The organism is Gemmatimonadota bacterium (assembly GCA_016209965.1).
In the GTDB taxonomy this organism is placed as follows: domain Bacteria; phylum Gemmatimonadota; class Gemmatimonadetes; order Longimicrobiales; family RSA9; genus JACQVE01.
The window spans coordinates 1-11,832 of record JACQVE010000288.1 but is presented as its reverse complement, the minus strand read 5'-3'; the positions used below and the strand labels follow the sequence as shown (position 1 = coordinate 11,832).

Sequence of the window (11,832 nt, the reverse complement as noted above, 5' to 3'; positions counted from 1 at the left end):
CTGGGTTCTCCGCCTTATCGCCTGGTGCATGTTGGCCGTGGGCTTCGGCCTCCAATTGGGGGGCGCGTGCGAGTCTCTGTCTCCAAGATCCGGTTAGGCGTCCGGGCGGCAGCCAGCGCCTACAGAGACTGGTAACGGCCACCCCAGGTCAGGCCGCCTCGCCGAAGCGGGACTCCTCGAGCTGCTGGCAGGCAATGCACAGCTTGGCCCAGGGCACAATGTCCAGCCGCGCAAACACAATCTCCTCGCCGCACTCCTGGCACCTGCCATAGCGCCGCGGCTCCTTGTACAACGTGCGCAGCGCCTCGTCGATCCAGTAGACCAGACGCCCCTCCTTGCTCGCCAGCAGGAAGTCCTTCTCCTGTTCCATGGTGTCGGTGCCCTCGTCGGCCAGATGCAACGGGTAGAGGGTCAGATCCCCGTCGTTTTCCTGCTGCGACGACTTCGCCCGCTCGTCGAACTTCGCCAGCATGCTGAGCGCCCGGTCCCGCTCCCCGGGCGCCTCAACCCGTGGCGTACTTCAGCCCGCTGCCCGTGTTGAAGAGCACCACCTCCTCGTCGCCGCGCAGCCACCCCCGCTCGAGCAGGCAGGGGACGGCCGCGGCGGTCGCCGCACCCTCCGGCGCGGCAAAGATGCCGGTGGTGCGGCCGACGAGGGCCACGGCGCGGGCCATCTCGTCATCGGCTACGGCGACGGCGGCACCACCTGACTCCCGGATCGCCCGCAGCATGAGGAAGTCGCCGACGGCACGGGGGACCCGCAGGCCCGCGGCATAGGTCTGCGCATCAGCCCACGGCTCGGCCGCATCCGCCCCCGCCTCCCACGCCCGCACCACGGGCGCGCACCCCGCCGCCTGCACGGAGATCAGGCGCGGCCGCTCCGGCCCGATCCAGCCCAGTCGCTCCATCTCCTGGAACGCCTTCCACATACCCACGAGCCCCGTGCCGCCGCCCGTGGGATAGAGAATCACCTGCGGCAGCCGCCTGCCCAGTTGCTCGAACAGCTCGTACGCCATCGTCTTCTTCCCCTCGACACGGTACGGCTCCTTGAGCGTCGAGAGGTCGAACCAGCCGTGGACCGCTGCGCCCTCGGCCACCCGCGCGGCGGCGTCCGTGATCAAGCCGTCGACCAGCTCGAGCTCCGCGCCCAGCGACCGGATTTCCTCGAGGATCGGGCGCGGCGTGTCCCGCGGCACCACCACGTGCGCCTCGAGACCGGCCGCCGCCGCGTACGCCGCCGCCGCCGACCCCGCGTTCCCCGCCGACGGGATCGCGACCGCCCGCACGCCCAGCTCCCACGCCCGCGCTACCGCCACTGCCAGCCCGCGGGCCTTGAAACTGCCCGTCGGGTTCTGCCCCTCGTCCTTGACCCAGAGCCGCTCGAGCCGCAGCTCGGCGGCGAGTCGCGGCGTGGCCAGGAGCGGCGTGAACCCCTCGCCGAGGGTCAGACGGAATGCCGGGTCGCGGACCGGCAGCACCTCCGCATAGCGCCAGACGGTCGGCCCCCGCGCCGCCAGGTCGCCCGGCCGGAAATGCGGGCGCAGCCGGTCCAGCGCGTAGCAGGCGAAGAGCGGCTTTTCACAGCACGGCGAGAGCTGCCACAGCCGCTCGCTCTCGTAGCACTGGCCGCAGCGCGTGCACTCGAGATGGGCCGCGCCGCGCGCGGAAAAGGGGATCGCCATGAGCCTCGCCGTGTCCCCGTCTCGCCGTGTCACGCCTTCTCTGTCTCGCGGCGTACCTGCGTACCTGCGCACCCGCGCATCCGGCTACTCCGCCACGGCCGGCACGGTGGCGCGCCGCTGCCCAGCCAGGGCCGCGAGCCGCGCCGGCAGGCCTGGGCGCCCGAGCAGCGCCTGGGTCCAGAACGCCGCCAATGCCAGCAGCAGCAGACTGGCGACAAGCGCGCCGGAGAAGCTGCCGGCGTGGGGCCGCAGCACCATGGCCTGGACCTGTTCCAGGATGCCCGCGCCCGCGACGGCGCCGGGGACCACCGCCAGGTGGGTGTGACGGGCGACCCGGTACAGTACCAGGCCGGCCAGCCCCGCGAAGCCACTATGCACGATCCAGGCGCCGAAGCTCTCCGGGCCACCCAGCCCTGCCACGACCAGGCCGGCAGCCACCACCAGGATCACGCCGGGCGCCTGGCGCCGCGTCCAGCGGGCGGTGAACCGGTCCAGCGCGGAGAGCCCCAGCAGCAGCAGCAGCGTCCACCAGATCGTGCCCATCAGGGGGTCCAGGCTGGTCGCGAGGAAGGGCACGAAATCGCCCGCCGCGCCGTAGCCTGGCCAGTGCGGGCCGAGGGACGGCAGGAAGCCACCGAGCGCGGCGGAAACCCCCACTGCCAGTGCCGCGAGTGCCAGGCCGGCGCCCAGCGGCTCGAGTGGCGGGGGCGCCTGCGCGCGCCTCCAACGGTGCGCCAGCCCCGCCAGCAGCCCAAACGCCGTGGCAACGAAGAGCAAGCCCAGCCCGTCCCCTCCCAGTGCTGCAAAGACCTGGTGCGAGAAAGGCTCGGCTGTGCTGAAGCGCGCGACTCGCGTGGGCCAGCCGTTAAACGCCTCGACTAGCGCCAGCGTGGCAATCGCGCCAGTGGCAGCGGCAAAGGCGGCCACGGAATAATCCCGGCGGCTCCACCGCACGACGGCGGCGACCAGCGCGCCGGCCACGATCAGGCCGAAAAGGACCGCGCAGGAAATGCTGATCAAGTCGAGCAGGTTGCGCCGGTCGCGTTCCCGCCGCTGCCACTCCTCGGGCACGTGCACGTAGCGCCGCGAGCCGACCACCGCGCCCCCCGCGATCGTAACCTCCAGCCGCCCTTCGCCATCCTCCAGAGGGTAGCTGACCGTGTCCGCAAAGGTGAAGGTCCAATCCTGCCGGGCGGGGCGCTTCGAGGCTTCAGCCGAAACCTCGCGGAAATGAAGGGTATCGGCGCCCAGCGGCCCCGCCAGGTAGGCGCGCGCCATGCGCCGCGCTTCCTCCTCGGACCGGCTCTCCCCGGGACGCGCCTCCGGCAGCCGGTGCTGGCGCTCGAGCACCCGGCCGTCAGGGGCTAGCACCACCTGGTACTCCTCCGCCCGCTCCTCGACCGGCCCCTCGAAGCGCGCGAAGCGCACCCGCCAGCGCGGCGGCGCGAGATACGTCCCGAGCAAGCCGCCGTACGCCTCCCGCCCGCCCGCCTGCCAGATGAAGCGGTCCTCCTGCTCCGGCTGCCCCGCAACCGAGAGGAGCGGCTTCCACTCCGGCCCCAGCTCCACACCCTGCTCGGCCAGCGCGTTGCGCGCGCGCTCGAGCGCCTGCTCGCGCCGCAGCTCGAGTCGCGGCGCGTCCGCGCGGAACTCGCCCGCGCCCACCCAGACCACCAGCCCCACTGCCCCGGCGATCACCGCCCAGCGTTGCGCCCGCCCGCTGCTCAGGGCTAAGGCCGGAGCCGCGGCCGCCGGCGCCCCGGCCAGAGCGGCCCCGTCGTCTGACTCCTTGACTCCATGGACTGCCGTGCCCGCTGTGATCGGGACGGCCGCTTCCAGCACCACGGCGACGGGCGGCTGCCACGCCCGGTTGTATGCCCCGGCCGGCACGGCTGCCACGGCGAAGCGCCAGCGGCTGGCCAGCACCACCCAGAGCGGCGTCAGGCCCAGCAAGACCACCAGCATCTGGTCCAGCCATACGCCGGGCGCGTCCGAGACAAACAGCGGCAGGGAGAACCAGACCAGGTCGTAAATGAAATGCGAAATGATGGCCGGCAGCAGACCGAAGTAGAGGAAGACCGCGCCAAAGGCGAGGGAGGGCAGCATGAGCTCGACCACCCGCGAATACGCCGGTTGGCCCGGGTAATTGGCGTGCGCCGAGGCGAAGATCAACGCCTGCAGCACCAGCGCGCCCAGGATCCAGGCCCGGCGCCGGCCCAGCCGCTCCCCGATCAGCGCCGCGCCCGCCAGCGGGATCGCGCGGAACATGCTCTCCTCGACAAAGCCGGCCGTAAGGGAGGGCGTGAGCGAGGCCAGCCAGGGGAAATAGGTGGCCAGCAGATCAGGCTGGAGCAGCACCTCGGCTGGCGTCCACCACCCCCACCAGTTCCGCGCCAGCAAGTAAAAGCCCACCACAAAGGCGACGTCCAGGCCCGCCCAGAGATAGCCCGCCGTGGTGCGCCCCAGCACCGCCGTGGAGCCCGCCACGCCCTTCGACCAGAGCCGCCACTGCTGGATGTGATGCGGGAACGCCCGCCGCGACAGGCTCTCGGCCGCCAGAAAGATGAGGGTGACGAACGCCGCCCCGCCCAGCAGCCCGGCCAGCGCAAATCCCACCTGGCGCAGCAGGAACCCGCGGCTGGACAGCGCCGTGTCGTACTCCATCCACTCGAGCGGCAGCGCGTTCAGGCTGGCCGCGAACCCCAGCCCGGCCAGGAAGAGGCCCCAGGCCAGCGGCCTGCGCCAGGTCACCCAGCGCTGGCGGAGCAGGAAGAAGACGCCCACGCCGCAGCCACCCAGAATGAACAGCAGCACGGCCGCGAAAAAGGCCAGCAGCGCGATGGTATCGTTGTCCGAGCGCATCTCCTGGTAGCGCCGCTGGAAGCCTTCCGGCACGTGCACGAAATGGGTCAGCCCCGAGAACCGATCGCCACCGACTCCCAGCCGCAGCCGGAAGCGCGCCTCGCCGTAGCGCGTCTCGGGCAGCTCGTAGACAAAGCTGTGGTCCACCCGCCCGCCCGGCCGTACCTCGCGCGACGCCTCGATCCCGCGGTAGCGGCCCAGATCGATCCCCCACGCCGCCGCCCCCCGCTCCGCGATCGCACGCGCCGCCTCCGCCGGCAGGGCGGCACCCGGCTCCGCCTCCGGCAGCTTCAGCGTGAAGCCGTAGGGGTCGCCGCTGGAAGTAAACCGCAGCTCCGCCTCCCGCTCCTGCTTCTCCTGAAAGCGGCGGACCGTCCAGATGTAGGGCTGGTACAGCCCATCCCTCTGCATGCGGATGTACGCCTCGCTTCCGCCCGCCTCCAGCTCGATGTACGTCTGGACCTGATCGTCCTGCTCGCCGAAAGACGCCGCCTGACGGAACCCCTCCAGCCCCCACTCCCGCCCGGCCACCAGCTCCTGCGCCGAGCGCAGCGCGCCCGCCCGGTCCATGCGCAGGTCGATCGTGACAATCGGGAACGCCTTCTCGAAGTAGCGCGCGGCAAAGGCGAGGCTCGCCACGGTCACGAGTGCGAACGCGATCCAGAACGCCGGTTTCCTGAGCATGACGGGACTCACGGGCTAGATGGATTCTACTGGGAAAACGCCCCGGACCTGTGGACGGGCTGGCGACGGGGCGGAGGAGCACGAGGCCTGCCGGCGGGCGGCCTCTCGCCAGACTACCAGCCGGCGTCCTTCCCGGCAATAGGGGCCGCGCCAACTTCCGGGCCACTGTTCCGGGCCACCATTGCCTCGCCCCCGGACCAGGCCTAGCTTCCCCCTTGGGGAGCCGGCCAGCAGCGATCAGGCAGACCGGTTATGTCTGATGCTGCAGCCTTCCCCTAGCCGAGGTCTACCCGGCAGGTCTTTCAAGGAGGAGTCCAACCGCTCGCTCCCTCGACAGCGGAACAGCTTTTCCGGAGCTTCGCCGCCAAGCTCGCCTTGGCAACTCGCTGGAGGTCACCATGTCTCTGACCATCGGCACCGGCCCGTTCGCCCGCCCGCGACTCGGCCAGCTCAACTTCGAGCCGGACGCGCCCGAGCACATCCTGTACTTCGAGGACTCGCCCCGGCGCGTGCGGGTGGCGTTCAATGGCGAGACCATCGCCGACAGCCGGCGCGTCAAGCTGCTGCACGAGACGGCGTACCAGCCCGTCTACTACTTCCCCGAAGCGCACCTCCGCTGGGACTACCTTCAGCGGACCGAGCATACCAGCCACTGCCCGTTCAAGGGAGAGGCCGCCTACTGGTCCATCGTCGCAGGTGACCGGACCTCCGAGAACGCGCTATGGGCCTACCCCGAGCCGCTGCCCGCCGCGCACTGGCTGGGGGGCTACTACGCCTTCTACTGGGACCGAGTGGATGCCTGGTTCGAGGAGGAGGAGCAGGTCTTCGTCCACCCTCGCGACCCGTACCACCGGTTCGATGTCCTGGACAGCTCACGCCAGGTGAAGATCACGCTGGACGGCGAGCTGGTAGCGGAGACGCGCCGGCCGCGGCTGCTGTTCGAGACCGGCCTGCCCACGCGCTACTACATACCAGCCGAGGATGTGCGGGCGGATCTGCTCGAGCCCAGCGACCGCCACACGCGCTGTCCCTACAAAGGCCTGGCCAGCTATCACCACGTCCGCACCCCCGCCCGGCTGCACCGCGATATCGCCTGGTACTACCCGGAGCCGCTGCCCGCCGCGACCAGGATCGCGGGGCTGATCGCGTTCTACAACGAACGCGTGGACCTCGAAGTGGACGGCGAGCGGCAGGAGCGGCCGAGGACCCGACTGGGCTGATGGTCCCTAGCACCGGGTCGGCAGAAGACCGGTCAGCAATGCGACGGGGTCACTCCTTCCGGGTTGAGACGGCTGGCGCCCCCAGGGGGCAGTCAATGACATCCACACCAGAAGAGACCAGCCGCCGGGCCCGGGTGGCACGCCCGACCCGGACGGCTATGGCGCCGCCCCGGAGCCGACTCTAACCATGCGCCCGGGAGGAAGCGTGCCCACGGATTCCTCGGGGAAGATGCCCGTGTCCACCCAGCCGAGACCTCGGATGATGCCGGCGGAATACCTCGAAGCCGAGCGCCGCGCAGAATACAAGAGCGAGTACTACGCGGGCGAGGTGTTCGCGATGACGGGGGCGAGCAGGCAACACAACCTGATCGTCACCAACCTGATCGTCTCGCTGGGCACTCAGCTCCGCGAGAGCCCGTGCCAGGTGTATCCGAGCGATATGCGCGTCAAGGTGCAATCGACGGGGCTGTATACGTATCCCGATGTTGCCGTGGTCTGCGGCGACCCGGAGTTCGAGGACGAGCAAGTAGACACCCTGCTCAACCCCACGGCCTTGATCGAGGTCCTCTCTCCATCCACCGAGGCTTACGACCGCGGCCGCAAGGCCGAGCACTACCGGGGCCTGGAATCGCTCCAGGTGTACCTGCTCGTGGCGCAGGACGAGCCGCGCGTCGAGCGCTACCTGCGGCAGGGCCCGCGCGAGTGGCTCCTGACCGAATTCCGTGGACTCAGCGAGACCGTGGAGCTCTCGTCCGTCGGCTGTACCCTCCCCCTGAGCCAGGTCTACGAGAAGGTGCTGGCGGCAGAATAGGCCGCGCCGGCGAGCGGCAATCGTCTGCCCGGCCTCGAAACGGGCGACTCGTACACCCTGGACTCGTACACCTCGAAGGATGAGACGCGCTTCATGTTGCTCGCTCCCCTCGCTTCCGGCACGGTGCTGTGGCTGCAGCAGTAAGCGGCGGGCCACGGTCGTCGTGATCGCCGCGTGGGTGGCGGCGCTGGTCACGCTGCTGCTGCCAAGCAATGCCTTTGCCCAGCACACCGACCTCGCCCGGCTCTGGCAATCGCTCACGGTCGCAGCGGATATCCAGGCGCTCGAGAAACTGGCCGCCCCGGAAACGGTTCCGGACCAACCCTCGGCCGCGTCCCGCGTGACGCGCGGCCTGATCGCGCTCCGTCGCTTCCAGCTAAGCGGCGCGCAGCGCGACGCGGAAGCGGCCCGTCTGGCTCTCGAGGAGGCAACGCGCCGTGATCCCCAGTTCGCCTGGGCCTATTTCGCGCTCGGGCTGAGCTATCTCCAAGCGCCGCTTGTCCGTTCCCCGGGAATGAGCGCAGTAGGCGGGGGGATCGGCCTCGACGCGAGCGCGCTGGCACGCAACGCCTTCGCCCGCGCCCTCGAACTGGAGCCCGCCTTCGTCGAGCCCGCTCGTGCGCTGGCGGAGCTGGCCATGAAAACGCGCGAAGCGGAAGATCTGAAGCGCGGCCGGAAGGCCCTGGAAAGCGTCTCGGCTGCGGGGCGGGGCGACCCGGAGCTGTGGTTCCTCCGCGCCGAGCTCGAGACCGCGGTCGGGCACGCTGGAGCCGCGCTCGCCGCCGCCGATTCGGCCTTGCGGTCTGGGGGCGATGCCGCGCTGGCGCTCCGGGCGCGGGCCGCCGCCCGGTTCACCCAAACAGGGACAGACTCGGCTGGCGCGGAGGCCTACTTCGCGGGACTGCAGCACCTCACGCCGGCCGCGGCGGAGCGCTATTTCGATGATCTCGCCTTCATCGCGGGACCGGAGGAGAAAGAAGCCTGGGCCTCAGCGGATCTGGCCGGGCGCGCCGCCTGGATCCGCCGGTTCTGGGAGGAGCGGGCGGCGCGAGACGGCATCACCACCACACAACGGGTGGCCTCGCACTACCGCCGCCTGGCGAGGGCGCTGCGGGAGTACCACTGGCGCTGGCTGCGGGATGCGCCGCCGCCCGGCGCGCTAGGTACGGACAGATCCTTGGCCGGTTGCGCATGGTCGAGATTGGGAACCCGCGTGGGGCACTCGCGGAGGCGGCCATGCCGTACCTGGAGGTACGGTCGAGACTGCGCGAGCGCATGTTCGCCGCCCTCGCCCGAGATACGGACCTGCCCCGTTTCGAGCGCGAGCTGCCCTTCTACTACGACCTCTTGACCTTCCGCGGGGCAGCCGGCCGAACCGAGTTGGTCGCCGCCCTGGCAGTGCCCGGTGAACGACTGGAGGCCAGCCGCGCGGAGGGGAAGACGCGCTACACGCTCGGCATGCGCCTGATCGTGCTAGACACGGCGACGGGCCGGATCGCGCGCCGGGACACGGTTGAGAGCTTCCAGGCTGACGCACCCCTTAAGCCGGGGGATTACCTGCGTGCGCATCTTAGCCTGGAGGTCTCGCCTTCGGACTCCGCGCTGTACCGCGTCGCGGTGGAAGTGCCAGGCTCCCCGACGGGCCAGCTCTACGGGGGGCCGCTTGCCGTACCGGATTACTCGGGTGACCGGCTGATGCTGAGCGACCTGGTGCTGGCGGAGGCGGACCGCGAGGGGGCGTGGCGGCGCGGCGACGTGTCCCTGGCCATGGTTCCGCCCGGCCAGTTCCCCTCCAGTGGCGCGTTCCGCCTCTTTTATGAGATCTATAACCTCCCGGCCGGCGTGCCGTATCGCACCGAGATCCAGGTCCGACCGGCAGGCCGAGACGGTCTCCTGAGCCCCCTGCGGGCGTTGCTGGGCGGGAAGAGGGGGGTCCAGCTCGGCTTCGAGGGGGTTGCTACCTCTGCCGCGCCCAACACGCTCCAGGAGGTCCGGCGCGTCGCCGCCCAGCTCCACCCCGGAGGCTACCGCCTGCAGCTCCGGATCACCAACCTGGTGACGGGGCAGACGGCCGTGCGCGACCGCCTCTTCGGTGTCGTCCCGTAGCGGCGGGACTCGGAGCCTGCAACCCTCAAGAACAGGTGACCAGATGCGTTACACCTGGGCAGCACCCCTCTATGCGAACGCTCTCGCAGTCCTGGCATTTCGCGCTGCCCGCCGCAGCATTGGGCCGCCACGCCCTCGGCGCGGGGCCCGCGGCCCGACGCCCCACACCCCTACGCTTGCGCCTGAACAAGGACTAATGAGGCTTGGCGAGCGGCCAGGTCCATCGTCCGGGCCGTCACAAACCCGGCCGGCGCGCCGTTTAGTATCACAGACAATTCTCCTCGCGGACACGTCACCGATGCGCCGTACCTGCCTCGCACTCCTGTATTGCAGTCTCGGTGGGTTCGCTCTGGCGCCGGCCACCCGCGCACAGGCGCCGTGGCGGGTGCACGTCGCGCCGCGTGCCGCCGTGATCATGACGGCCAACCAGCTCGGCCGCGGGCCGCGCCTCGATGACGGTAATTTCCTCCGCTTCGGCCGGGTCGGACCCGTCGTCGCGCTGGGAATCAGCTCCCGTGTGGCGCGGGAGGGCTCGGCCTGGGCGGGCCGGCTGACGCTGCTTCGAGCACTGTCTTCGGAGATGACGGCCACCTGGGATTGCACGGGATCGAGCCGGCCGGAGGCTAGCGTCTTCTGCCCAGACATCCTGATCCAGCCCGAGGCGACCGTCGCCATCGGAGCCGCGACCGCCGGCGTCCTCTATTCGCCGCCCGGGTGGCACGGCTGGGTCCGCCCCTTTGCCGGCCTGGGCGTGGGCCTCAAGCGCTACACCTTCCAGTGGCAGGGCGCGGACGGGGCCTGGGGCGGCTTCTCCGCAGGCTCGGACACGCACACCAGTTTCACCGCGCAGTTCGGCCTAGGGGCAGAGTGGGCGTGGAAGCGCATGACAGTGGTCGCGGAGCTGGAGGACTACCTGAGCCGCTCAGCCGCTATGGCCGAGCAGGCAGGCGGCCTCGGCCGGCCCGGCGGACCTGCGCCGCACCGCTCCAGTGCCGGCCGCCACCTGGTGCATGACCTCGCCCTCAGCATCGGCGCCAGCATCCGCGTGTTCTGAAAGCTGCCGCCGCCAGGTAGCTCCCGGCCGCCTCAGTCTGCCGGCCAGCGCTGGCTAGATACGGCCTGCCTCCGGCCATGCGCCACCGCACCCCACCGCCGCGCGGCCGGACGCCCCCAGGCTCGCGGCTCTGCCCCTGGCGATGCTCCCAGCTCCAGGAGCATCCACGGGAAGCGAGAACTGAAGCGCAGAGGCTCCCGCCCCCACCCGGCGATGCGCGCGGCTCGAGGAGCATCCACGGAACTCGGAGCCCGACGCCCGCAAACTCACCACCCTACCCCCGCACATCGCTCATGCGCTTGCCCGGCCGGCCATAGTGGTCACCACCAATGGTGCGGGCCCGGCGATAGGCGGCAAGCAGCGCCGCGTCATCCATCCGCTGCAGCGAGCCGCCGGCGACCGTAACGCGCCGGGGAGAGCGGACGGCGTTCACCGCGCAGAACTCGAGGATCTCCTCGACTGGCGCGCCGCCGGCGCGGCTGTTCGCCTCCGCCGCCACCACGCGAACCTCCCATTCGCACCCGTCCGCCAAAATCCTCCGCCACATGCCTCGCCTCAGGGCCGGTCCAGCACCAACGCTCACCCTTCCACCCATGCGGCAAACCCGGTGCCGGCGGCTATCACCCGCCAGCGCCGCTTCAGGCCACTCGCTTCTGTGCGGCATCGGCCAGCCGACTGTGGGTCTCGCGCGCTTGCTCCAGGTCCCCTTTGTCCGAGGCGCGCCCCGTGTCAAAACGACACGCTCCACCCCAGCAGCACGATGGGCGGCGCGGCCGAGCGCGCCGCTGACGACGACGGCCTGCAGCACGCCGATCACGCCCGGGATGTCATCCTCGTCCAGCCGCGAGGGAGCGGCCCACAGGTAAGCGATGTCCTCGGCCAGGTTGCCGAGTTCGTCGGGTATGTCGCGCCACTGCGCGGCAGCCGCGCGCGAGCAGAGCAGCAGTGCCAGCAAGGGCGAGACGAGGACGTTTCGAGCCGGCATTCTCTCCCTGGATAACGCTGCCTCGCGCCACCCGGCGCGTGCCGCCAGGCTCCGGAAGGCAAGATCCGGGCTAGGTCGGGCAGCAAGGGCCGTCGCCGGCTATGATGCGTGAGCCGAGAGCTGGGAACGGCACTGGCACATGGGCCGGGAGCCCGAGCCCGTGCCAGTCCGAGCCCGAGCCCGAGCCCGACAGCCGGAGGCGAGGAGCCCGCGATGCCACGGGCAACCCCTGGGGCCTACATGTGCATCGAAAGAATAGAAACATGAGCGGCTCATGAGCGAAGGCGAGCTGATCCTGCGCGCACAGCAGGGAGATGGCGGCGCGATCCGCGAGCTCTATCAGCGGTACGCGGCGCGCGTCGTCGCCATCACCCGCCGGCTGGCAGGCGAGGACGCGCTGGCGGAGGACTGGGCGCAGGAGGCGTGGG

At 70.7% G+C, this 11,832-nt stretch carries 10 protein-coding genes; 6 read left to right on the top strand and 4 right to left on the bottom strand.

Annotated elements, in window-relative coordinates; all coding sequences use genetic code 11:
- Positions 1 to 148: 148 nt before the first annotated feature.
- The 3 genes from HY703_11515 to HY703_11505 all read right to left on the bottom strand — a co-directional run bounded on the left by HY703_11515 (position 149) and on the right by HY703_11505 (position 5,228).
- Positions 149 to 472 (bottom strand): TraR/DksA C4-type zinc finger protein, encoded by a 324-nt coding sequence (locus HY703_11515; protein MBI4545816.1) that lies wholly within the window; start codon positions 470 to 472, stop codon positions 149 to 151.
- Positions 473 to 503: 31 nt separating this feature from the next.
- A complete protein-coding gene (locus HY703_11510) occupies positions 504 to 1,682 on the bottom strand; it encodes a threonine synthase (GenBank protein MBI4545815.1) in 1,179 nt (392 codons plus the stop codon).
- An 84-nt stretch (positions 1,683 to 1,766) separates the two neighbouring features.
- On the bottom strand, positions 1,767 to 5,228 hold the full coding sequence (locus tag HY703_11505; protein MBI4545814.1) for a CPBP family intramembrane metalloprotease: 3,462 nt from the start codon (positions 5,226 to 5,228) through the stop codon (positions 1,767 to 1,769).
- Between the two features lie 398 nt (positions 5,229 to 5,626).
- On the opposite strand from HY703_11505, the gene HY703_11500 reads away from it, so the two are divergent.
- The 5 genes from HY703_11500 to HY703_11480 all read left to right on the top strand — a co-directional run bounded on the left by HY703_11500 (position 5,627) and on the right by HY703_11480 (position 10,419).
- Positions 5,627 to 6,448 carry a DUF427 domain-containing protein gene (locus HY703_11500; protein ID MBI4545813.1) on the top strand — a complete coding sequence of 274 codons (822 nt, stop codon included), beginning with the start codon at positions 5,627 to 5,629 and terminating at the stop codon, positions 6,446 to 6,448.
- 229 nt (positions 6,449 to 6,677) lie between these two features.
- A complete protein-coding gene (locus HY703_11495) occupies positions 6,678 to 7,259 on the top strand; it encodes a Uma2 family endonuclease (GenBank protein ID MBI4545812.1) in 582 nt (193 codons plus the stop codon).
- A gap of 163 nt (positions 7,260 to 7,422) precedes the next feature.
- Positions 7,423 to 8,610, top strand: a complete 1,188-nt coding sequence (locus tag HY703_11490) for a hypothetical protein (protein ID MBI4545811.1) — start codon at positions 7,423 to 7,425, stop codon at positions 8,608 to 8,610.
- A complete protein-coding gene (locus HY703_11485) occupies positions 8,496 to 9,365 on the top strand; it encodes a hypothetical protein (protein ID MBI4545810.1) in 870 nt (289 codons plus the stop codon). The genes HY703_11490 and HY703_11485 overlap by 115 nt, the downstream gene beginning before the upstream one ends.
- A 298-nt stretch (positions 9,366 to 9,663) precedes the next feature.
- Positions 9,664 to 10,419, top strand: coding sequence for a hypothetical protein (locus HY703_11480; protein MBI4545809.1), 756 nt, complete (start codon positions 9,664 to 9,666; stop codon positions 10,417 to 10,419).
- 274 nt (positions 10,420 to 10,693) lie between these two features.
- Here HY703_11480 and HY703_11475 read toward each other — a convergent pair whose 3' ends face one another.
- Complete coding sequence (locus HY703_11475) at positions 10,694 to 11,404, bottom strand: hypothetical protein (GenBank protein ID MBI4545808.1); 711 nt, start codon at positions 11,402 to 11,404, stop codon at positions 10,694 to 10,696.
- A 274-nt stretch (positions 11,405 to 11,678) separates the two neighbouring features.
- Here HY703_11475 and HY703_11470 point away from each other — a divergent pair.
- Positions 11,679 to 11,832, top strand: a 154-nt coding sequence (locus HY703_11470) for an RNA polymerase subunit sigma-24 (protein MBI4545807.1), incomplete at its 3' end; no start/stop codon positions are given.